The 20,866-nt window shown below is 44.3% G+C and carries 23 protein-coding genes; 10 read left to right on the top strand and 13 right to left on the bottom strand.

Annotation, left to right across the window (positions count from 1 at the left end):
* Positions 1-55: 55 nt before the first annotated feature.
* Positions 56-739, bottom strand: a complete 684-nt coding sequence (locus tag ACED41_RS00650; protein WP_017060764.1) for a methionine ABC transporter permease — start codon at positions 737-739, stop codon at positions 56-58.
* Positions 729-1,763: a methionine ABC transporter ATP-binding protein MetN gene (gene metN / locus ACED41_RS00645; RefSeq protein ID WP_017060763.1), complete on the bottom strand. Its 1,035-nt coding sequence runs from the start codon at positions 1,761-1,763 to the stop codon at positions 729-731. Before metN ends, ACED41_RS00650 begins: the two co-directional genes overlap by 11 nt.
* Positions 1,764-1,970: 207 nt before the next feature.
* On the opposite strand from metN, the gene gmhB reads away from it, so the two are divergent.
* The 5 genes from gmhB to treC all read left to right on the top strand — a co-directional run bounded on the left by gmhB (position 1,971) and on the right by treC (position 7,501).
* Positions 1,971-2,555, top strand: a complete 585-nt coding sequence (gmhB, locus tag ACED41_RS00640; RefSeq protein ID WP_017060762.1) for a D-glycero-beta-D-manno-heptose 1,7-bisphosphate 7-phosphatase — start codon at positions 1,971-1,973, stop codon at positions 2,553-2,555.
* A gap of 112 nt (positions 2,556-2,667) precedes the next feature.
* The gene (locus tag ACED41_RS00635) at positions 2,668-3,009 is read left to right on the top strand and encodes an MliC family protein (protein ID WP_017060761.1); all 342 of its coding nucleotides are present in this window, start codon (positions 2,668-2,670) and stop codon (positions 3,007-3,009) included.
* A 91-nt stretch (positions 3,010-3,100) separates the two neighbouring features.
* Entirely contained in the window at positions 3,101-4,045 is a 945-nt protein-coding gene (treR, locus tag ACED41_RS00630) for a trehalose operon repressor TreR (protein WP_102331962.1), read from the top strand.
* Positions 4,046-4,249: 204 nt separating this feature from the next.
* The gene (gene treB, locus ACED41_RS00625) at positions 4,250-5,674 is read left to right on the top strand and encodes a PTS trehalose transporter subunit IIBC (protein ID WP_017063347.1); all 1,425 of its coding nucleotides are present in this window, start codon (positions 4,250-4,252) and stop codon (positions 5,672-5,674) included.
* Positions 5,675-5,815: 141 nt separating this feature from the next.
* The gene (treC, locus tag ACED41_RS00620; protein WP_371724324.1) at positions 5,816-7,501 is read left to right on the top strand and encodes an alpha,alpha-phosphotrehalase; all 1,686 of its coding nucleotides are present in this window, start codon (positions 5,816-5,818) and stop codon (positions 7,499-7,501) included.
* Positions 7,502-7,681: 180 nt separating this feature from the next.
* On the opposite strand, the gene ACED41_RS00615 is transcribed toward treC, so the two are convergent.
* A complete protein-coding gene (locus ACED41_RS00615) occupies positions 7,682-8,284 on the bottom strand; it encodes a YitT family protein (protein WP_371724323.1) in 603 nt (200 codons plus the stop codon).
* 347 nt (positions 8,285-8,631) lie between these two features.
* On the opposite strand from ACED41_RS00615, the gene glyA reads away from it, so the two are divergent.
* On the top strand, positions 8,632-9,882 hold the full coding sequence (glyA, locus tag ACED41_RS00610) for a serine hydroxymethyltransferase (protein WP_017072002.1): 1,251 nt from the start codon (positions 8,632-8,634) through the stop codon (positions 9,880-9,882).
* A gap of 334 nt (positions 9,883-10,216) precedes the next feature.
* Here the strand turns inward: glyA and ACED41_RS00605 are convergent, their stop codons facing one another.
* From ACED41_RS00605 to tsaA, 6 genes are all read right to left on the bottom strand, one after another.
* Entirely contained in the window at positions 10,217-10,543 is a 327-nt protein-coding gene (locus ACED41_RS00605) for a hypothetical protein (protein ID WP_017063350.1), read from the bottom strand.
* Between the two features lie 232 nt (positions 10,544-10,775).
* Positions 10,776-10,967, bottom strand: a complete 192-nt coding sequence (locus ACED41_RS00600; RefSeq protein WP_029235125.1) for a DUF4250 domain-containing protein — start codon at positions 10,965-10,967, stop codon at positions 10,776-10,778.
* Between the two features lies 1 nt (position 10,968).
* Positions 10,969-11,172 carry a YaeP family protein gene (locus tag ACED41_RS00595; RefSeq protein ID WP_008222923.1) on the bottom strand — a complete coding sequence of 68 codons (204 nt, stop codon included), beginning with the start codon at positions 11,170-11,172 and terminating at the stop codon, positions 10,969-10,971.
* Positions 11,173-11,339: 167 nt separating this feature from the next.
* Positions 11,340-12,029, bottom strand: a complete 690-nt coding sequence (locus ACED41_RS00590; protein ID WP_371724321.1) for a tellurite resistance TerB family protein — start codon at positions 12,027-12,029, stop codon at positions 11,340-11,342.
* 190 nt (positions 12,030-12,219) lie between these two features.
* A complete protein-coding gene (locus ACED41_RS00585) occupies positions 12,220-13,935 on the bottom strand; it encodes a proline--tRNA ligase (protein WP_010436451.1) in 1,716 nt (571 codons plus the stop codon).
* Between the two features lie 101 nt (positions 13,936-14,036).
* Positions 14,037-14,732 (bottom strand): tRNA (N6-threonylcarbamoyladenosine(37)-N6)-methyltransferase TrmO, encoded by a 696-nt coding sequence (gene tsaA / locus ACED41_RS00580; RefSeq protein WP_017063354.1) that lies wholly within the window; start codon positions 14,730-14,732, stop codon positions 14,037-14,039.
* 124 nt (positions 14,733-14,856) lie between these two features.
* On the opposite strand from tsaA, the gene ACED41_RS00575 reads away from it, so the two are divergent.
* The 3 genes from ACED41_RS00575 (at position 14,857) to ACED41_RS00565 (ending at position 17,217) form a co-directional block, all read left to right on the top strand.
* A complete protein-coding gene (locus tag ACED41_RS00575; protein WP_136982694.1) occupies positions 14,857-15,117 on the top strand; it encodes a type B 50S ribosomal protein L31 in 261 nt (86 codons plus the stop codon).
* Positions 15,117-15,242 (top strand): type B 50S ribosomal protein L36, encoded by a 126-nt coding sequence (gene ykgO / locus ACED41_RS00570; RefSeq protein ID WP_010436457.1) that lies wholly within the window; start codon positions 15,117-15,119, stop codon positions 15,240-15,242. The genes ACED41_RS00575 and ykgO overlap by 1 nt, the downstream gene beginning before the upstream one ends.
* Before the next feature lie 388 nt (positions 15,243-15,630).
* The gene (locus tag ACED41_RS00565; RefSeq protein ID WP_010436458.1) at positions 15,631-17,217 is read left to right on the top strand and encodes an AbgT family transporter; all 1,587 of its coding nucleotides are present in this window, start codon (positions 15,631-15,633) and stop codon (positions 17,215-17,217) included.
* Positions 17,218-17,329: 112 nt separating this feature from the next.
* Here ACED41_RS00565 and ACED41_RS00560 read toward each other — a convergent pair whose 3' ends face one another.
* Entirely contained in the window at positions 17,330-17,773 is a 444-nt protein-coding gene (locus ACED41_RS00560; protein ID WP_017063355.1) for a YaiI/YqxD family protein, read from the bottom strand.
* Positions 17,774-17,827: 54 nt separating this feature from the next.
* Entirely contained in the window at positions 17,828-18,115 is a 288-nt protein-coding gene (locus ACED41_RS00555) for a hypothetical protein (protein ID WP_017069390.1), read from the bottom strand.
* A 768-nt stretch (positions 18,116-18,883) separates the two neighbouring features.
* Here ACED41_RS00555 and ACED41_RS00550 point away from each other — a divergent pair.
* A complete protein-coding gene (locus tag ACED41_RS00550) occupies positions 18,884-19,402 on the top strand; it encodes a GNAT family N-acetyltransferase (RefSeq protein ID WP_017060749.1) in 519 nt (172 codons plus the stop codon).
* Here ACED41_RS00550 and ACED41_RS00545 read toward each other — a convergent pair.
* Positions 19,368-19,676, bottom strand: a complete 309-nt coding sequence (locus ACED41_RS00545) for a DUF3301 domain-containing protein (RefSeq protein ID WP_017060748.1) — start codon at positions 19,674-19,676, stop codon at positions 19,368-19,370. The two genes, ACED41_RS00550 and ACED41_RS00545, sit on opposite strands and share 35 nt — an antisense overlap.
* Before the next feature lie 84 nt (positions 19,677-19,760).
* Positions 19,761-20,801 carry a DUF3549 family protein gene (locus ACED41_RS00540; RefSeq protein WP_371724320.1) on the bottom strand — a complete coding sequence of 347 codons (1,041 nt, stop codon included), beginning with the start codon at positions 20,799-20,801 and terminating at the stop codon, positions 19,761-19,763.
* Positions 20,802-20,866 lie beyond the last annotated feature (65 nt).

Genomic DNA, 20,866 nt, shown 5'->3' with positions numbered 1-20,866 from the left:
TTTAATAAATCTATTTAATTAGGTTCAGACGACTCTACTCTTTATGTGTGAGTCTTTATCTGTGGTCAACACGGCGAACTAATGAATCACCGATTGATTGAATAATTTGTACCAGCACAATCAACATCACTACTGTCACAGCCATGATGGTCACATCGTAGCGGTGGAATCCGTAACGGATCGCGACATCACCTAGGCCACCTCCGCCTACAGTACCGGCCATTGCTGAGTAGCTCACCAGAGTCACTAGCGTAATCGTTACTGAGTTGATGATAGTCGGTAGTGCTTCTGGAAGCAGAACCTTATTGATGATTTGTGTTGGTGTTGCGCCCATTGATTGGGCCGCTTCCACTAGACCTGTTGGTACTTCAAGTAGTGCACTTTCGATAAGTCGAGCCACGAATGGGATAGCGCCAATCGTCAGTGGAACAATCGCTGCTGTTGTACCGATGAAGGTACCAATCAGCATCTTAGTCAGTGGAATAATCGCAACCATCAAAACTAAGAAAGGTACTGAACGACCCACGTTCACAATCGCACCTAGAATCTTGTTTACTTTGGTGTTCTCTAACAGGCCACCTTTTTTAGTCGTATGCAGAATCACGCCTAGTGGGATACCGACCGCGAAGCCAACAATGCCTGCAACAGCAACCATGTAAAGCGTTTCGCCTGTTGCGCCTAATAGAAGGTTACCGTTAAGGCTGATCCAGTCAGCAATCTCGTTGAAACTAAAGGACATAACCAAGCACCTCTACTTTTACATTGTTGTCGCGTAGGAATTGGATAGCAGCATTATCATCTGCTTCATTACCGAACAGTTCAGCGACCATCATGCCGAACTTCACGCCACCGGCGTAATCAAGGTCAGAACTTAAGATGCTGACATCGATATTGAATTTACGTGCGATTTGCGTCATTAGCGGAGCATCAACCGTTGCACCAGTAAACTCAAGACGCACCAGCGGGTAGCTGCTGTTTACGCGAGTCTCTTGCAAACGTGCTTGGTAATCTTCAGGGATCGTCAGATCCAACGTTGAGCGAATAAACTGATGCGCTAGCTCTGTCTTCGGATGAGCAAAGATGTCACCGACTGTACCTTTCTCTACCAATTCACCGCCGCCAATGATCGCCACTTCGTGACAAATGCTTTTAACCACATCCATCTCGTGTGTAATAAGCAGGATAGTGATGTTCAGCTTGCGGTTGATTTCACGCAGCAGCTCAAGGATAGATTGAGTTGTTGCTGGATCCAATGCGCTGGTGGCTTCATCACATAGCAGTACTTTCGGGTCAGAGGCCAGTGCGCGAGCAATCGCCACACGCTGCTTTTGACCACCACTTAGGTTTGCCGGGTAGGTGTCACGCTTATCAGCAAGGCCAACCAGTTCAAGTAACTCGCTGACTTTCGCTTCAATAATCGCTTTATCTTTACCAGCAAGTTCTAGAGGCAGTGCTACATTGTTAAATACAGTACGAGAAGACAGCAGGTTGAAGTGCTGGAATATCATGCCGATGTTACGGCGCGCTTCGCTAAGCTCTGATTTGCTGAGTTTTGTTAGGTCGATACCATCAACAATCACTTCACCCGAAGTCGGGGCTTCCAACATATTTACACAGCGGATTAGGGTACTTTTGCCTGCACCTGAAGAGCCGATGACTCCAAAGATTTGACCTTGAGGAATGTGGAGGTTGATATCAATTAAGGCATTGATTTCTTTAGTGCCTTGATAAAAAACCTTATTGACTTGATTCACTTTAATCATAGAGAAACCCGTGCAGGTAGAACAGAATAATATGTCGATAGCTCGCTCGATTTACAGACGATGCTATGGTGTTCTATGATCTAAGTCAATAGATATTTTTACGTCTAGACGGCTAAACGTCGATTGTATGGCTAAGCTAGAAACAAATCGTTAACGAACGCAAAACTAAATAGATAGTGATGAAGCAAATAAAGCGTGTAATAATTAATGATTAATAGAGAGTTGATAGAGAACAAAATTTTGTCTAAACCTGCTGTTTTTTTAGATCGTGATGGTGTGATTAACGTTGATCACGGCTACGTACATGATGAGCATGACTTTGAATACATCGATGGTGTGTTTGAAGCGGCGAAAGCGTTTAAAGATATGGGTTATTTATTGGTGCTAGTGACCAACCAATCTGGTATTGCTCGCGGCATGTTTAGTGAAGACCGTTTTCTTTCTTTAACGCAGTGGATGGATTGGAACTTTGTTGATAATGGTGTCGAGCTCGATGGCATTTATTACTGTCCTCACCACGCTGAGCACGGTATTGGTGACTACAAGCAAGATTGTGAATGTCGTAAGCCAAAGCCAGGCATGTTCATTTCTGCTCGTGACTTTCTGAAGATTGATATGGCTAACTCGGTCATGATCGGCGATAAAGCGGAAGACATGATGGCTGCAGAAGCAGCAGGTGTTGGTACTAAAGTCTTGGTAAGAACGGGTAAACCCATCACTGAAAAAGGTGAAGCGTTGGCTAGCGTGGTACTTGATAGCATTAAAGACGTACCCGCTTTCTTAAAAGGCTAAACGTTTTATTTATCACTAAGGTATGGACCTATCATTAGGCACTTACATTAGGTTTGTTCGAACCTGTGAATAGGCTAAGTGTCGTTGACTATATAAAGATGAGGAACGAAGTATGAAAGCTATGTTGGTAGCATCTCTATGTACAGTAGCATTGGTTGGGTGCTCTAAATCAGCAGCCCCTGAGACTGATAGCGCAACATCGAATGATCAATTCGCGACTTATCAATGTGAGTCTGACGTCTCGTTTGATGTGTCTTACCTTGATAATGAAAAAGCGGTACTACGCTTGCCTGATAATGAATACCGCCTGACTCAAGTTCCAGCGGGCTCAGGAACCAAATACATCTTAGATGATGGCACTTCAGAGATGATTAACAGCATCACTTTGCGCACGAAAGGTGACAATGCGCGTCTAGAACTTGGTCGCGTAGTCTATCGAAATTGCCAAAAGTAAGTCATAGTAAGAACTGCTAGTATTTACAAACAGTTAAGTGAGGGAATCTACCCTCACTTTTTCTTCTCTTCCCTTTAACGTTAGACTTTTTATGAGCAAAAAACTCACTATTCTTGATATTGCAAAGCTGTCCGGTGTTGGTAAGTCAACCGTATCACGCGTTCTGACCAATGATCCAAAAGTGAAACCTGAAACCCGTGAAAGGGTAGAAAGAGTAATTCAAGAATCTGGGTACACGCCTTCAAAGTCTGCGCAATCGATGCGCGGTGGCAGCCAAAAAGTCATCGGCGTGATTATCTCTCGTTTGGACTCTCCCTCTGAAAACAAAGCCGTTAGCACGATGCTGGCCGAGTTGTATCGAGCGGATTACGATGTCGTGATCATGGAAAGCCAACTTGATAGAGATAAAGCCAATGAGCACCTGCAAGTTCTAAAGCGTCGTAACGTTGATGGCATTATTGTATTTGGTTTTACTGACTGCGATATTCCGGCAATCGAAGCTTGGGAACACAAAGCGGTGGTGATTGCTCTGGATACCGAGAACGTGACGTCGATTAACTATGATAACCAACAGGTGATCAATAGTGCGTTAACGCATTTAGCAGATCAGGGGATCTCTGAGGTTGGCTTCATTGGCGTTGATCCTAGTGATAAATCAACCGGTGAACTGCGTCTTAAGGCTTATCTCGAGTGGTGTGAAAATACAGGTTCAATTGCGAACTATCGTACTGGTCAACTTCATCATGAAAGCGCTTATCAGTTGGTGGATGAGGTTTTAACTCCCGCGACTCAAGCGATCGTTTGTGCCAGTGACACGCTGGCTCTTGGTGTAATCAAGCGTCTGCAAGAACTACAACGTGAAGATGTGGTTGTCACTGGCGTTGGTGGTAATGATCTTCTCTCTTTCTTATTCCCACGAGTATTTAGCATTGATCCTGGTTACCAATCTGCAGGTAAGTTGGCTGCTAATCTATTGATCTCTCAGCTTTTAGGCAATTCAGAGATCTCTCATCATACGCAATCTCCGATTCTATAATCCACTCAATTAAGCGAAATTGAACCGCTTAGATTAAAATTAGAGTGTGATCTCTTTCAATTAATGGGACTGTTCCCATTTTAATTTATCATTCATGTGGGCATTATAATAACCGTGATTGGGAATGTTCCCATCAATCTAAATCGAAGTGGTTATAGCTGCATGGTTTAGAAGAGTAATTGAATGAAACCAGGGTGGGGTAGTATGAGTAAGATAGCGAAGCAAGACGTTGCGCGTCTTATCGAGTTAGTCGGTGGTAAAGAAAACATTGCGAGTGTCAGCCACTGTCTGACTCGACTGCGTTTTGTATTGAACGATACAGAGCAGGCCAACAAAGCTGAACTCGAAAAACTGAAGCTAGTAAAAGGCTGTTTTACTAATGCAGGCCAATTCCAAGTTGTGATTGGCACTGAAGTTGATGAAGTGTACGCACTTCTGATTGAACAGACAGGTAAAGAGGCATCATCAAAAGATGAGGCGAAGCTGGCTGCTCGTCAAAACATGAACTTCCTTGAGCGTGGTATCTCCCATTTAGCCGAAATTTTCGTACCACTGCTGCCTGCCATCATTACAGGTGGTTTGATTCTTGGTTTCCGTAATGTGATTGGCGACATTCGCATGTTCGACGGCAAAACCCTCGTTGAAATCAGTCAATTCTGGGCAACCGTTCACTCTTTCTTATGGTTGATCGGCGAAGCTATTTTCTTCTTCCTACCGGTTGGCGTGTGTTGGGCTACGGTTAAGAAGCTTGGCGGAACCCCTATTTTGGGTATCACGCTCGGTGTGACCTTAGTTTCACCACAACTCATGAACGCATACATGATAGGTAAATCGGTACCTGAGGTATGGGATTTTGGGCTGTTCGTGATTGAGAAGGTCGGTTATCAGGCTCAGGTGATCCCAGCGATGTTAGCGGGTGTGGCTTTGGCGTTCATTGAAACCAATCTTAAGCGTATCGTCCCTGCTTACTTGTACCTAGTGGTTGTGCCATTTGTATCGATTATTTTGTCTGTGATTCTAGCGCACGCTTTCATTGGCCCATTCGGTCGTATGTTAGGCGATGGTGTGGCATTCGCGGCTAAAGCTGCAATGACAGGTGATTTTGCGATTCTTGGTTCAGTGGTTTTTGGTTTCCTATACGCACCTTTGGTTATCACGGGTATTCACCACACCACCAACGCGGTGGATCTGCAACTGATGCAAGACTTAGGCGGGACACCAATTTGGCCTTTGATTGCACTATCAAACATTGCACAAGCATCGGCAGTAGTCGGCATCATTATCTTGAGTAAGCGTGAAGGTGAACGAGATATCTCGGTTCCTGCGGCAATCTCAGCCTACTTAGGTGTAACAGAGCCTGCGATGTACGGTATTAACCTTAAATACAAATTCCCAATGCTGAGCGCAATGATTGGTAGTGCTGTTGCAGCCGCAATCTGTGGTAGCGCGGGTGTGATGGCGAATGGTATCGGTGTCGGCGGCTTGCCGGGCATCCTATCGATTCAACCGCAATATTGGTCGATTTACCTAGTCGCGATGCTGGTGGCGATAGTACTGCCTATCACGCTAACCCTGTTTTTCTACAAGCGAGCCCAATCCAAGGGTGAGTTAGAAACCGCGAACGCGTAATGCATTGAATAAGCGATGACTCCAAAATGAGTTATCGCTTTTTCTCTTAGTTATAGCTTTTTCTTTTAGTTATAACGGCTATTCGACCATGATTCACATGGTGATTTTTATTTTATATTTTCTGGTAAGTGAGTGTTAGAGATGGCGATGACTGAACATGATGAAAGCTGGTGGAAAACCGCAACCATCTATCAAATCTACCCAAAGAGCTTCTGCGACAGTGGCAGTAAAGGTACTGGCGACATCAAAGGGATCATTTCGAAACTGGATTACCTCAAACATTTGAGTGTCGATGCGATTTGGCTAACCCCGGTTTACGCATCTCCTATGATCGATAATGGTTACGATATCTCAGACTACTACGCGATTAATCCTCAATTCGGCACCATGGAAGACTTCGACTTATTGCTGTCTGAAGCGCACCAACGTGGTATCCGTATCGTGATGGATATCGTGGTAAACCACACCTCGACAGAGCATGCATGGTTTCAATCTGCTTTGGGCGACAAAAACAGCTCTTACCGCGATTACTATATTTGGAAAGATCCCGTAGATGGTCAAGCACCAACTAACTGGCAGTCTAAGTTCGGTGGTAATGCGTGGGAACTAGATGAGGCGACTGGGCAATACTTCCTACACTTATTCGCCAAAGAACAGGCTGACCTCAACTGGGAGAACCCGGTTGTACGTGAAGAAGTGAAAGACGTTATCAGCTTTTGGGCAGAAAAGGGCGTTGATGGTTTCCGCTTGGATGTGATCAACCTGATTTCGAAGCAGCAAGACTTTCCTAATGATGATATCGGTGATGGCCGTCGTTTCTATACCGATGGTCCACGTGTACACGAATACCTGAAAGAGATCAGCGAAGCCGTATTTCAGAAGTACGGCAGCGTGACCGTAGGCGAGATGTCTTCAACCACGTTGGAACACTGCCAGCAATACTCAAACGTTGATAACAGTGAGCTATCGATGGTGTTTAACTTCCACCACCTTAAGGTCGATTACACCAATGGTGAGAAGTGGACCAATGCGCCGTTTGATTTCTTACAGCTCAAATCGATCTTTAACCACTGGCAAACGGGATTGAATGGCAAAGGGTGGGGCGCACTATTCTGGTGTAACCACGACCAACCAAGAGTGGTGAGTCGCTTAGGTAACGATCAGCAATATCGCGTTGAATCAGCCAAGATGCTCGCCGCTTCTGTCCACATGATGCAGGGCACACCTTATATCTATCAAGGTGAAGAGATTGGCATGACTAACCCTAGCTATACTGAAATTAGCCAGTATCGTGATGTTGAGAGTACCAATATGTACGACATCATGGTGAACCGTGATGGTGTGGCTCATCAAGATATGATGGCGATTTTGGCGCAGAAGTCTCGTGATAACTCTCGCACGCCGATGCAATGGAGTAGCGAAGCGTATGCTGGATTTTCACAAGCTCAGCCGTGGCTAGATGTTGCAAGTAACTACTCTGAGATCAACGCCGAACAAGCGCTTGAAGACAAAGACTCTGTTTTTTATTTTTATAAGAGATTGATTGAGTTACGTAAACAAGTGCCAGTGATTACGGACGGCAGCTATCAAGATCTACTGCCTGAGCACTCATCCATTTTTGCGTATGCACGTCAGAACGAAGGGCAAACCTTGCTGTGTATTAACAACTATTATGGTGAAGAGGCTGAATGCGTTTTACCTGAACGTTTTGAGATGGCAAAGGCTAAGAGCTTGTTGTCTAATTATCAAGTGAGCGAGAGTTTAGTGGCGTCTCATCATCAAGTTTTGCAACCTTACGAGACTCGTATTCTTTTGATCGAAGGTTAGCCTTGTTTTTATTTCAATCGGCTTGATTCTCTTCCCCTTAAAGGATTCGGCTGTTAAAAGGCTTTGGAGTGCTCCCCAAAGCCTTTTTTGTTTTAGTGATGGCTGGAATATCGTGCCTCGAGTCTACTTGCGAGAAGTTTGAGCATCGAGTGCCAGCAACGACAGAGCAGGTAATGAACTCTAAGACGCGTAATTCACCGAGTAGCGAGTTGGTTTGTGGTTCATTGCCAATACGATGTTCAATACTGCGGTGCCTAATACAGAAACGGCAATCACCCAAGGTGACACGAAGAAGAACGATGCAAACAGAATACATGCATCAATACCCATTTGTGTTTTACCTACCGAGATACCGTAGCGGTCTTGGATAAACAAGCACAGTACGTTGAAGCCACCCAGACTTGAGCGGTGACGGAATAGGATTAGCATACCTAAGCCCATTAATAAGCCGCCGGCAACAGCACAATAGATCTCGTTATGAACTTCTAGCGAGATAACTAAGTATAAATGATCGGCAAACACAGACACTAAAGCACCAGAAATCGCACTGTTAATAGCAAAGCTACGGCCGAATCGTTTCCATGCTAATAAATAGAATGGACAATTGGCAACAAAGTACAAAATACCAAAGGTTACAGGCAAGAATTGACTCAAAAGCAGAGCCAAGCCAGTAGTGCCCCCGGTAAGCAGGTTCGCTGACTGTAAAAAGAAGACGCCTAACGCCACTAAAAACGTGCCAGTGAGAATCGCTACCCAATCTTCTTTACGTGAGTGTTTTTCCATCGTTTTTATAATTACCTAACCAATAAAGGCGTGCATAGTAGAGAAAAACCTTAGCTTTCGGTAGCTTGAGGGGCAAAATTAAGGTAAACCTATGTAATCTGCGTTTTACAGGGTGTAAAGCGTAAAATTGACAGTAAGCGCCATCTTTGGTTGGATAAGCCAAATAACCATGATGAATCTTATTTGTGATTATGAAAAAACTGCATGATAAAATTGCAATTAGCTCTTTATGACCTAGATCAAATTATGTAGAATGCGTCACATCAAAACGGTGACGGAAACGTTTGCTTTCGGTCGTTGTGTGGTTTTTTTGAAACTTTCAGTACAATCTGAGTCAGGAGATACAGATGCTTAAGCGTGACATGAACATTGCTGATTACGATGCGGATCTATTCGCAGCTATCCAAGAAGAAACTCTTCGTCAGGAAGAGCATATCGAACTTATCGCTTCAGAAAACTACACAAGCCCACGTGTAATGGAAGCTCAAGGTTCTCAGCTAACAAACAAATACGCTGAAGGCTACCCAGGCAAGCGTTACTACGGTGGTTGTGAGTACGTAGATAAAGTTGAAACTCTAGCAATCGAACGTGCATGTGAACTATTTGGTGCAGAGTACGCAAACGTACAGCCTCACTCAGGTTCTCAAGCAAATAACGCTGTATACATGGCACTACTAAATGCAGGCGATACGGTTCTAGGTATGAGCCTAGCACACGGTGGTCACCTAACTCACGGTTCTCCAGTAAACTTCTCTGGTAAGCTTTACAACATCATCCCTTACGGTATCGATGAAGCGGGTCAAATCGATTACGAAGAGATGGAAAAGCTGGCTATCGAGAACAAGCCTAAGATGATCATCGGTGGTTTCTCTGCTTACTCTCAAATCTGTGATTGGAAGCGCATGCGTGAAATCGCTGACAAAGTAGGTGCTTACCTGTTCGTAGATATGGCTCACGTAGCAGGTCTAATCGCTGCAGGCGTTTACCCGAACCCAGTGCCACACGCTCACGTGGTAACTACAACGACGCACAAAACGCTTGCGGGTCCTCGTGGTGGTCTAATCCTTTCTAACGAAGGCGAAGATCTTTACAAGAAGCTGAACTCAGCAGTATTCCCAGGCGGCCAAGGTGGTCCTCTAATGCACGTTATCGCTGGTAAAGCAGTAGCGTTCAAAGAAGCTCTAGAGCCAGAGTTCAAAGAATACCAAGCACGCGTTGTTGCTAACGCAAAAGCAATGGTTGCTGAATTCCTAGCTCGTGGTTACAACATCGTTTCAGGTTCTACAGAGAACCACCTGTTCCTAGTTGACCTAATCAACAAAGACATCACAGGTAAAGAAGCAGATGCAGCACTAGGTGCAGCAAACATCACTGTAAACAAGAACTCAGTACCAAACGACCCACGTAGCCCATTCGTTACTTCAGGTATCCGTATCGGTTCTCCTTCTATCACTCGTCGCGGTTTCTCAGAAGCAGACGCGAAAGAGCTAGCAGGTTGGATCTGTGACATCCTAGATAATATGGGCGATGAGTCTGTTATCGAAGCGACTAAAGCAAAAGTACTAAATATCTGTAAGCGTCTACCGGTTTACGCTTAATTTTTCTTCGTAGTAATTTGAACTTCGTTGTCGAGCATGCTCACTTACATCCGTAAGCTCCGCGTGCTCTCCTAGAATTTCAAACGACTACTTTGAAAAATACTTTTAAAGGGGCTCATTGAGTCTCTTTTGTTTTAGGGAAAGGTGCTGAAAACTCCGCGCCTGTTCCTTGAACTTAAGCTATTTGATTGAAAGTACGATTTGAAGGGCTCCTTGTTAGGGGCCTTTTTGGTATCTGTCGGTATGGAGTTGGGTTATCTGAGAATGCAGAAAGGCGGTACTAAAAAGGGCTGATGTTTGCACATCAACCCTTTGTGGTTTTCTTATGTTGGTTCTACTTTCTGATACTAAGCAGGGTGCCAGACTTACACTTGAATGAGTAATAATGGCGGCTCTCGTTGAATTTTCCTAAGCCTTCGCCGTCACAGTAGTCGATATTGATGTCACGCATCACTTCTAGTGTGTCTTCGCTTTTCAGAGCGAATTTAGAGCCATCAGAGCAGACAATACGCACTCTTTCATCATGGCTTACTGAGTAAATATCGACTTCGGTGTTACACAGCTCAAAAGAGGCTTCACGAAAGTTGTCTTGCTGTGTATTTGAAGCGCAACCTGCAGTCAGTGTTGCTGCGAAAACTGCCAAAAGTCCGAGTCTTTTCATTGTTAATCCTTCGCTATCATCAGATTGATTGATGAGTTTTATATGCTATTTCAGGTAGCCTATACAACAACACGCTTTGGTTCAAGGAGCGCTCGTTGACTCTAAGATATAAAAGTATAGATGTAGACAGATAATTTATAATTGGCTAACTGCATGTTTATCCAATACGTATCACCAATAAAAAAGACCAACACTGAGGTTGGCCTTTCAAAATCAAGCTTGTTTTAAATGACTATCGAAACTGTTTGGCTTCTGGAAGGAATTCAAAACCAGCAGACGCAAGTTTAGCGATCAATGCTGCTTTGTCGATCTCGTAGAAGTTGACCACTCGATCTATATCACCGCCGAAGTCGTCACGTAGCTTCATGTTGACGATGCTCATCAACATTACAGGATCCATTTTTTCAAAATTAGCGAGGTTCATATTAGTCCTCGAAATCTGAGATCAGCAGGTTTGCAGCGGCAAAGGCTGCACGCTCACGCGCTTCTTTAGGAAGAGATTCGTCTGCAGCAAGGTCATTCAATGTTTTTACCGCGCAGGTGATCGCTTTCGGGATATAGCCTTGGTCGCCACTGCCAATTTGAGAATACAGTTCACGCACCAAATCACAACAATCGTATACTTTCATTTTTATACCTAACCAAATGATAACTGATCTCAATATACACATAGAGATAAGCAAAAACAAAGTGGATCTGATTAAGTTCAGAGTTAGTTTGTTCTTGCTCAATATCTCATTCTGTTGATGCTCAACGTATCACTTGCTAGCTTGCCAATTAGCCGGATATTGACCGCTTAACCAGATATTTGCTGTTCAAGTTGATAAGTCACTTCATCAGCAAGGTTGAGTTGTTTGGCTAACTCTTTGAGGTACGCCTTTTCCATGAAATTCTGTTCGTCGGCCACAATCAAAGAGGCTAAGTAGATCTCACTCGCCTGTTGAGGTGACGTTGCCAGTTGAGCGATTTCGCTTGGGTCGAGTGGCTTATGCAGTTCTTCAGAGACCAATTTAGTCAGTTGATAATCAGCGCCCATATTCTCGACGGCTTGCTCTATCTTAGCCATCTCTTCTTCATCAACATGGCCATCAGCTTTAGACGCGGCAATCATCGATCGTAGAATCAGCACGCTGTGGTTTGCATCATTTTCATCAAACTGAGCCTGTTCGGCGTTAGGTGTCTGGCCTTGTTTAGACTGGTAGTCGTTATAGACCTTGTAAGCAAGAGCGCCGAGTGCTGCTGCGCCACCAATACCAGCGGCTTTCTTACCCATTTTCTTGGTTTTCTTAGAGCCCATTAACGCACCTAACAGTCCGCCGCCAACTGCGCCTGCACCGAAGGCTCCGAGTGTACTTTTACTGTTACTCTTGCCATTGCTGCCTTGAGAAAGGCCACTTAAACTTGAAGACCCTTGTGAAAGTTTCTGAGTACCTTGTTTTACGAGATCTGATTTAAGTGCTTGGTTCAGTAAGCTTTTGATATCCATCGATACCTCCAATGGTGAGCATGTCCAAAAAGTTGATGACACCAATATACGGATTTAAAGATGAACAGGGGATTAACTTACGTTATTTACTCTACTGATAAATAGAAGGGAGTTTGAAGCGAAATGACAGGCACAAAAAAGGCCACCTAACGGCAGCCTTTCAATGTTTATCTAGTCAGTAATCGGATTACTAAGCTAGTTGAGCCTTAAGGTGCTCGATAACCGTGTCCATTGCGATAGCTTCTTTATCACCAGTACGACGGTTTTTGTATTCGAAGTTACCTTCGTCCATGCTGCGATCGCCGATAACGATAGTGTGAGGGATACCCACAAGCTCGATATCTTTAAACATAACACCAGGGCGCTCTTTACGGTCATCGAATAAAACTTCGATACCCATAGCTGTTAATTCAGCGTATAGCTTCTCAGCTGCTTCTTTAACGCGCTCAGATTTGTGCATGTTCATTGGTACGATAGCAACTTGGAACGGCGCTAGTGCGTCTGGCCAAGTGATACCGAATTTATCGTGGTTTTGCTCGATAGCAGATGCAACAACACGTGAAACACCGATACCGTAACAACCCATTTCTAGGATTACGCTCTTACCATCAGGACCAAGCACGTTACAGTTCATTGCTTTAGAGTAAGTATTACCTAGTTGGAAGATGTGACCAACTTCGATACCACGCTTAAGCTGAATAGTACCTTGACCACATGGGCTTAGGTCGCCTTCAACTACGTTACGTAGGTCTTCAACTTGAGCCAGCTCAACGTCACGACCCCAGTTGATGCCGAAGTAGTGCTTACCATCTACGTTTGCACCAGCGCCAAAGTCGCTCATTACAGCAACAGAGCGGTCAACGATGAATGGTAGCTCTAGGCCAACAGGTCCAAGTGAACCAGGACCTGCACCAACAAGTGCGCGGATTTCTTCTTCAGAAGCCATCTCTAGCGGAGAAGCAACCTGTGGAAGGTTTTCTGCTTTCACTTCGTTAAGCTCGTGGTCACCACGGATGATTAGAGCAATAATATCTGCTTCTACTTCATCAGATGCTTTAACGAATAGAGTCTTAACTGTCTTCTCGATTGCTAGACCGTGCTGCTCTACAAGTTCTGCGATTGTTTTTGCGTTTGGCGTATCAACCAATTCCATCTCTTGAGTAGGCGCTGCAACTTCTTCAGTAGGAGCTAGTGCTTCTGCTTTCTCGATGTTCGCTGCGTAATCAGATTCAGAAGAGAATGCGATTAGGTCTTCGCCGCTTTCAGCAAGAACGTGGAACTCTTGAGAGCCGCTGCCGCCGATTGCGCCAGAGTCTGCTAATACCGGGCGGTATTCAAGGCCCATGCGGTCGAATGCTTTACAGTAAGCATCGTGCATCGCTTGGTAAGACTTTTCTAAGCCTTCTTTGTCGATATCAAAGCTGTACGCATCCATCATAGAGAATTCACGTGCACGCATTACGCCAAAACGAGGGCGGCGCTCATCACGGAATTTAGTCTGGATTTGGTACAGATTTAGAGGTAGCTGTTTGTAAGAGCTGATCTCGTTACGTACTAGACTCGTTACCACTTCTTCAGCTGTTGGGCTAAGAACAAATGGACGAGAGTGACGGTCTGTGAAACGAAGTAGCTCAGGCCCCATCTTTTCAGAACGGCCAGTCTCTTCCCAAAGCTCAAACGGTTGAACTACGGGCATCAAGATTTCAACGGCACCTGCATTATCGATCTCTTGGCGAACGATATTTTCGACTTTACGCAGTACACGTAGACCAGTAGGTAGCCAAGTATATAAACCTGAAGCTAGCTTACGGATCATACCTGCACGTAGCATCAGCTGGTGGCTGATAACTTCTGCGTCGTTTGGAGTCTCTTTCAGAGTAGAAAGAAGGTAGTTACTGGTACGCATTCTATGGTATCCGTTTCATCATTGATAAAAGAAAACTTGCTGTCGTTCGTAACCACAGCAAATCTGATATAGCCGCATATAATATCAGCCTATTTGGGATCTCAAAAGCGTTCAATGTCAGTTACATTGATGAAAAGCGTTTCAACCACGAATTTCACGTTAAGATTGAACAAATTTACCGCATATTCCTTGTTGTCAGGCTTGCCTTTTTTATAGGCAGGTCGCGGATCTTGGCCTAATACTTCTTTGATCACCTGAATGATATGGCGCGCTTGTGGATGGCTTGCGAGCTTACTTTGCGCTTGCTGCGAAAAGTTAACGTCGAGCACTTCTGGTTCATCGGCGGCAAACCCTCCCAATGCATCCGGAATCGAATCTGAATAGGGGATATAAGGCTTGATGTCGATGATCGGTGTACCGTCTACTAAGTCGACGCTGCCGAGATCCAACCAAGTCTGTCCTTTCTCTTGAGACACACCTTTTAGTTCAACCGCAGACATGCCAATTCCATTTGGTCTGAATGTGGCACGTGACGCGAATACACCAATACGTTCATTCCCGCCAAGGCGAGGTGGCCTCACAGTTGGTTTCCAGCCTGCTTCAAGGTTCTTGTCGAACAGAAATAGTAACCAAACATGGCTAAATTGCTCTATATCACGAACAGACTCAAGGCAGTTTGCTGCATCAACCAATCTGACTCTTGAGGTGGATGTGGGTACCAACCTGGGCTGCCTTGGCACAGCGAACTTCTCTTTATAAGGAGACTCAATAAAGCCAACAGGTTCAATTGTGTACATAGTTGGGTGTTCTCTGATTACGATTAAGACGGAAAAATATCATAAAATCGCTTGTTTTTCTTTTGATAACAATTGTCACTTGTAGTGTTATAACATATCAAGTTGGTTATTTAAGGGGAATACAATGAAACCGAATATCCATCCAGATTACCGTCCCGTGGTTTTTCATGACACCAGTGTCGATGAGTACTTCTTAATCGGCTCAACGCTAAAAACAGACCGTACTATCGAATGGGAAGTCGGCAATACTTGCCCTTACTTCACGATTGAGGTGTCGCCAAAGTCGCATCCTTTCTATACGGGCAAACAACGAGTGCTACATAAAGAGGGACGCGTTGCGAACTTCACTCGTCGTTTTGGTCAATTAGGTAAGGGAGCTAAATAATGAAAGTTGTTAAATCACTTAAAAGTGCGAAAAGCCGTCACCCTGATTGCCAGATAGTTAAGCGTAGAGGGCGTCACTATGTGATCTGTAAATCCAATCCAAGATTTAAAGCGGTTCAAAAATAACCGTCAATATGATGTGACATGTGTGTAAAAACGAGGGGAAAGTCAAACTTCATTCATTTGTCTGTTTTTCTTTTCCTTCGAGAGGAACTTAACCGGATATCGAGTGTGTATTTAACGTACGATGTATTTTATTTTCAAGTGAATCAATGGGTTATGTTGTGAGTTATATTTCTAGTGAATGCGTTGTTGTAAATTATAAATCTAGTTTTTGTGTTTAATATAGATTTATTTGCTAATTAATTGTTAAAATAGAGTTAAAAGTCGTCGTTTGTTACACACTTTGTAACATTTTGAATTTCTAATTGATATTTTTGTCGCGTACCCTTCGCTGGCAATTTGAACATCTTTGTCACAATTGCACAGGAATCACTACACAAGGAGGGAACAGATGAGTTCATCTGCTTCAATAAAAAACAACGCACCAAAAAAACCTATTTTCACACGCTTTTTAGACAGCGTTGAATATTTGGGGAACCTTTTACCCCACCCAATCACTCTTTTTGCTATCTTCTGTGTCGCAATCCTAGTTTCTTCAGGTATTGCTGGTTACTTTGAAGTGTCTGTCATGGACCCTCGCCCTGAAGGTGCTAGTGGTCGTGCTGCTGATGGTATGATCCACGTTGTAAGCTTACTTAATGCTGAAGGCTTACAACTCATCGTAACGAATCTAGTTTCGAACTTTGTTGGCTTTGCGCCACTTGGTACTGTACTTGTTGCAATGCTAGGTGTTGCGATTGCTGAGCACTCAGGTCTATTATCTGCGGCAATGCGCGGCATGGTAATGGGCGCATCTCAGCGCATGGTTACTGTAACCGTGGTATTTGCCGGTATTATCTCTAACACGGCTTCAGAGCTGGGTTACGTAGTACTTATCCCTCTTGCAGCAATGCTTTTCCACTCATTGGGTCGTCACCCATTAGCAGGTCTAGCGGCAGCATTTGCTGGTGTATCTGGTGGTTATTCTGCAAATCTACTTATCGGTACGGTTGATCCACTGCTTTCTGGTATCACAGAAACAGCAGCACAAATGCTTGATCCATCTTACTCTGTTGGCCCTGAATCAAACTGGTACTTCATGTTTATTTCGACCTTCTTTATCTCGATTGCCGGCGCATTGGTAACAGAGAAGATTGTTGAACCTAAACTGGGTAAATACAATGTCGAAGACGCGTCTGAAGATCTTTCAAATGACTCAATGGGTAAGCTTACTGCTATTGAGAAGAAAGGCCTTAGATTGGCGGGTGTCGCTGTATTAATCGTGAGTGCGCTTTTAGCTTGGACTGTTGTTCCTGCTGACGGTGTTCTACGTTCAGAGGCGGGCACGATTTCAGGCTCTCCATTCCTGAAAAGTATCGTCGCGTTTATCTTTGTATTCTTTGCTATTCCTGGTTTTGTTTACGGCAAAATTACCGGTTCAATGAAGAATGACCGTGATGTGATTAATGCAATGGCAACGTCGATGTCTTCAATGGGCATGTACATCGTTCTTGTATTCTTTGCTGCACAGTTTGTTGCTTTCTTTAAGTGGACGAACTTTGGTCAAGTGGTTGCTGTAGGCGGCGCAACATTCCTTCAGGATATCGGCCTAACGGGTCCAATGTTGTTCTTCGCATTCATCCTAATGTGTGGTTTCATTAACCTGATGATTGGTTCAGCTTCTGCACAGTGGGCAGTAACAGCGCCAATCTTCGTTCCAATGCTAATGCTAGTAGGCTACGCACCTGAAACGATTCAAGCGGCTTACCGTATCGGTGATTCAACAACCAACATCATTACACCAATGATGAGCTACTTCGGTCTTATCCTTGCCGTAGCAACTCGCTACATGAAGAACCTAGGTATCGGTACACTGATCGCGACAATGTTGCCTTACTCAATGGTATTCATGTTTGGTTGGAGCATCTTGTTCTACCTATGGGTATTCGTATTCGGTCTACCAGTAGGTCCAGGCGCTGCAACGTACTACACGCCTTAGTTGTAGAGTAGGGGAAACCTTCTTCTAATTGATATTAAAAAAACCTGCATTGTTTGCAGGTTTTTTGATTTTTTATGGAGAGATAGAACTAGGTTAAGCTCGGATGAGCCAGCTAGCGTTTGGCTAGAATTCTATCTAAGTGGTTTGCGAACTCACGACGGTCGGTTTGAGAAAGGGCACTTGGTCCACCCGTTTGGATGCCACTTGAGCGCATGGTATCCATAAAGTCACGAATGTTCAGACGCGCTTTAATGGTCTCTTTGGTGTAAAGCTCACCACGAGAGCTGAGTGCTTGCCCACCTTTAGTGATCACTTCGTCAGCCAGAGGGATATCGGATGTAATCACAAGATCGCCGGGTTCAGTGCGCTTTACGATTTCATCATCAGCAATATCAAACCCGCTTGGCACTTGAATTGAGTGAATGTTATTGCGTTTAGGAACGGGAACCAGATGGTTTGCCACAAAGGTACATTCAACCCCTGTGCGCTCAGCTGCGCGTACGATTGTTTCTCGGATAACCTTTGGACAAGCGTCCGCATCAACCCATATCTTCATAGTGTTCTATTTCTCTGTTAGCTTATTTATCGGTCAACTTATTGCTCAGTTGCCTTATTGATCAGTTAGTTTAGCTTCAAGCATGGCAACGCGAGCAGTGAGCTCAAGGATTTGCTTTTCCAGTTGGCTAACACGATCAAGTGCTGGCTCTTCTTGTGTCGCGACTTCAACTTTAGGAACACGATTTGCGCTTTTCCAGCTCTTGATGGTCGTGATTAAAGCGGGCATCGGAACGGATGTGCTCATACGAGCCTTAACTAAAGCAACTGTCGGCTCTTTCCCTTGCGCTTGCAGTCCTTCAAGCACTGATTTCAACTCTTCAGAAACATCTTTTGTCAGCATGTTGATCTCCATTTTTAGTCTTTAGTCATTTTACTCGCTCTGGTGAATGATAGCGAATCATAAAACCGCCCATGGCTTGTGAGAGATCTCTTACAAAGGTTGTGAGATAACACGAATACATCGCTAGAGAGATTGATGTGCACATGGTTAAGGTGTTGAATTTTAATTGTTTTATATAATTAACAACTTTCTTGAATTCAAAATGTGATGCAAATCTATTGTCCGAAATCCTAAATCGCGTAAATTAAACCTTGTCGGAAGGATTCTGACACGGAACAGGAAAGCACCAAGGATTTGGTTATCTTCAGGATGAAGATTTGGTTACTTAGGATTGAGTGATCAAGCATGGAGCGTAAGGACATTGTAGGGATACAGTCAGTTAACAGGAAGTTAGCTGCAACGGAATGACAATGGACACCTTTAGGATTAAAGGGTTGGATTAGCATCAGGACGATGTAAAGGACACCGCTCACGGAACAAGTGATGTGCGCTAACTAGGATTGTTAGCTTTCAGGATGATTGGACACCGCTAGGACGGCGAAGTAAAGGAAAGAGCTGAAGGATTACAGCCACTATTATGGATGATGCATGGAGCATTAATTAGTAGCCGGACTGCTGCGAGTAAGACCCTAGCCCTGACACTTCGGTGTCGGGGCTTTTCTTTTCCTAAGGCTTTTTCTCTATCTAGGGGCTCTCTTTAATTCAGGAGCTTTTATCTAAGCACGCGACATCTGCTTTTCTGCTAATGGTCAACACAAGGAGTGTTTTATGACGATAGCAACTTCAAGAACGCTGTTGGTACCTTATACCGAGCAGTTAGAACATGACTTTATCAAGTTGAATTGCTGCCCCATCAATCGTGCTGAAATGAACGGGCCGCATTCTATTGCCTCTGCAAAACACCTATTTCAAGAAATACTGAACGACAACGTTGGTTTTTGCCGAGCCATTATCCACAACCAAACCCGCGAATACCTCGGGCATTTGTTTGTTTCGTCTGAAGAAGGGAAGCATGAACTGGGATTTATTCTGGACAAGGAGTTTTGGAATCAAGGCCTTGCTAGTGAAGTGCTAAAACCTTTCTTTAGTTTGGTTTGTTTTGAAGAACACCTAACGAATGTTGTCGCGACCGTTAATGTTGGTCATAACCCATCAATTAAGTTACTTGAAAAGTTAGGCTTTGCATTTAAAGAGACCAAACAAGATCAGTTTGGCCCTTATCATGAATATAGTTATACCGCGTATTGCGACGTTACATTCTATGAGGCTGTAGCTCAAACCGCATAGAACGGAAGCCCACCATGGTCAGTTTCCCTTGGTACAGGTCATCACCTAACGCTGAAAACTCAAATTGATACACGGTGTGCCAGCGCCAAATGGTGGTGAGCTCATGGCGCATCTTAAGTTTATGACCACTAAAGGCAACACTTAATAGCTGTAAGTCGAGCTCTTTACATTTTCTCGCAATGGCAGCTTTCGCAAGCTCGGATTGCCTGCGCTGTTGCCAAAACAGAAAGCAAAAGAAGCACAGCATCAAAATAGCCAATAAGTTATCTATCATTTAATCCATACTTCCTTTTATCTCTCTATTCTGTTCGTGATTTGAGCTTTTTGTTATGAGCTACTGAGCTGTTCTGTCTGGTATCTATTGCGACTTAGCCGCTTGTTGTAATTCTACAAGTGCATTGGCGAGTTCTGGTGATGGGTTCGAGTTCAATAATGGTAAAAATACCATTCTCAGTGTCGGAATCATCACTAAATCTGCAAATAACTGATTGAACAAGTTTTGGTTGCCCGTTTGTGCGAGACGCAGCAAGAACTGCTCAGCAATCGCAGGATCTTGCAGTGCGTGCCAGCTGCGACCAGCCAAACCAATCAATACTTCTTGGTGGCTTAAGCGCGGGCTAGCCAGAACTTGGTTAATTACGGCGTTGGTTGTGCTTTGCTCTGCGCCAGAAAGGGCACGTACCAGTGCTGACAGTAAGAACAGATCTGGCTCTTGACTGTTAATCTCATTCTCTGCCATTTCTTGTAAGCGTTGAGCGAGCTTGTCATTGATTTGCGTATGCTCAAGCGCCCCGAGAGTCGCGTATAGAGGTTCTGAAGGCAGCTTATTCAATGCTTTGCGAATCGCGACACCATTTTGTTGGCTGCCTAAACAAGCACACATATCAGTGATGCCTTGTAGGCCAACGGTTTTCCAGTTGTCCCAGCCTAGATCGCCTGTGAAGTAGTGTTGAGCGTGTTCGTAGTATTGGCTCGTTGCAAGGTCTAAACCTGCTCTTACTTGGCTATGGAACACGGCCATTTTGTCTTCTGAAGGCTTGAAGGTATATGGGTTGTTTGACAGCTTTTGTTGTTGCTCTTCGCTGATCTCACCGTTCAAACGTGTGCCCATCGCTTCGATAACAAACTTAAGGAAATTGCCGACATCACCTTGATGTAATAGGCCTCTTTCGTCCAGTTTGAATTTTAGGAACCAGATCCAAGGTTGCTTGTGTTCGTTCCAGTAACTAATCGCTAAGTGAGCTTGTTTCTGAAGTGGAAATGGGTACGGCTGTTTCCCTTGCTCAACATCAGAGAATAAGGTGTTGTCGATCTTCTGAATACGGCGACCTAGGTCGTAGATATCGTACTGGCAACCGCTATTCTTTAGTAACTGAGTGAGCGTGTTAATCGTTTCCATAGTAATAAAGCTCCTAACTTTCTTTCCTAAATAGATGGTACTCTATGCCCCAATTTCAAGGTCAC

It is taken from the genome of Vibrio sp. 1F255 (genome assembly GCF_041439145.1).
In the GTDB taxonomy this organism is placed as follows: domain Bacteria; phylum Pseudomonadota; class Gammaproteobacteria; order Enterobacterales; family Vibrionaceae; genus Vibrio; species Vibrio crassostreae_C.
The sequence above is the reverse complement of the archived record's forward strand: the minus strand, read 5'-3'. Positions and strand labels throughout refer to the sequence as shown.

Bases quoted from the DNA above. Each gene is read 5' to 3' on its own strand.
- ACED41_RS00650 (WP_017060764.1), bottom strand. From the start codon at position 739: ATGTCCTTTAGTTTCAACGAGATTGCTGACTGGATCAGCCTTAACGGT.
- metN (WP_017060763.1), bottom strand. From the start codon at position 1,763: ATGATTAAAGTGAATCAAGTCAATAAGGTTTTTTATCAAGGCACTAAA.
- gmhB (WP_017060762.1), top strand. From the start codon at position 1,971: ATGATTAATAGAGAGTTGATAGAGAACAAAATTTTGTCTAAACCTGCT.
- ACED41_RS00635 (WP_017060761.1), top strand. From the start codon at position 2,668: ATGAAAGCTATGTTGGTAGCATCTCTATGTACAGTAGCATTGGTTGGG.
- treR (WP_102331962.1), top strand. From the start codon at position 3,101: ATGAGCAAAAAACTCACTATTCTTGATATTGCAAAGCTGTCCGGTGTT.
- treB (WP_017063347.1), top strand. From the start codon at position 4,250: ATGAGTAAGATAGCGAAGCAAGACGTTGCGCGTCTTATCGAGTTAGTC.
- treC (WP_371724324.1), top strand. From the start codon at position 5,816: ATGGCGATGACTGAACATGATGAAAGCTGGTGGAAAACCGCAACCATC.
- ACED41_RS00615 (WP_371724323.1), bottom strand. From the start codon at position 8,284: ATGGAAAAACACTCACGTAAAGAAGATTGGGTAGCGATTCTCACTGGC.
- glyA (WP_017072002.1), top strand. From the start codon at position 8,632: ATGCTTAAGCGTGACATGAACATTGCTGATTACGATGCGGATCTATTC.
- ACED41_RS00605 (WP_017063350.1), bottom strand. From the start codon at position 10,543: ATGAAAAGACTCGGACTTTTGGCAGTTTTCGCAGCAACACTGACTGCA.
- ACED41_RS00600 (WP_029235125.1), bottom strand. From the start codon at position 10,967: ATGAACCTCGCTAATTTTGAAAAAATGGATCCTGTAATGTTGATGAGC.
- ACED41_RS00595 (WP_008222923.1), bottom strand. From the start codon at position 11,172: ATGAAAGTATACGATTGTTGTGATTTGGTGCGTGAACTGTATTCTCAA.
- ACED41_RS00590 (WP_371724321.1), bottom strand. From the start codon at position 12,029: ATGGATATCAAAAGCTTACTGAACCAAGCACTTAAATCAGATCTCGTA.
- ACED41_RS00585 (WP_010436451.1), bottom strand. From the start codon at position 13,935: ATGCGTACCAGTAACTACCTTCTTTCTACTCTGAAAGAGACTCCAAAC.
- tsaA (WP_017063354.1), bottom strand. From the start codon at position 14,732: ATGTACACAATTGAACCTGTTGGCTTTATTGAGTCTCCTTATAAAGAG.
- ACED41_RS00575 (WP_136982694.1), top strand. From the start codon at position 14,857: ATGAAACCGAATATCCATCCAGATTACCGTCCCGTGGTTTTTCATGAC.
- ykgO (WP_010436457.1), top strand. From the start codon at position 15,117: ATGAAAGTTGTTAAATCACTTAAAAGTGCGAAAAGCCGTCACCCTGAT.
- ACED41_RS00565 (WP_010436458.1), top strand. From the start codon at position 15,631: ATGAGTTCATCTGCTTCAATAAAAAACAACGCACCAAAAAAACCTATT.
- ACED41_RS00560 (WP_017063355.1), bottom strand. From the start codon at position 17,773: ATGAAGATATGGGTTGATGCGGACGCTTGTCCAAAGGTTATCCGAGAA.
- ACED41_RS00555 (WP_017069390.1), bottom strand. From the start codon at position 18,115: ATGCTGACAAAAGATGTTTCTGAAGAGTTGAAATCAGTGCTTGAAGGA.
- ACED41_RS00550 (WP_017060749.1), top strand. From the start codon at position 18,884: ATGACGATAGCAACTTCAAGAACGCTGTTGGTACCTTATACCGAGCAG.
- ACED41_RS00545 (WP_017060748.1), bottom strand. From the start codon at position 19,676: ATGATAGATAACTTATTGGCTATTTTGATGCTGTGCTTCTTTTGCTTT.
- ACED41_RS00540 (WP_371724320.1), bottom strand. From the start codon at position 20,801: ATGGAAACGATTAACACGCTCACTCAGTTACTAAAGAATAGCGGTTGC.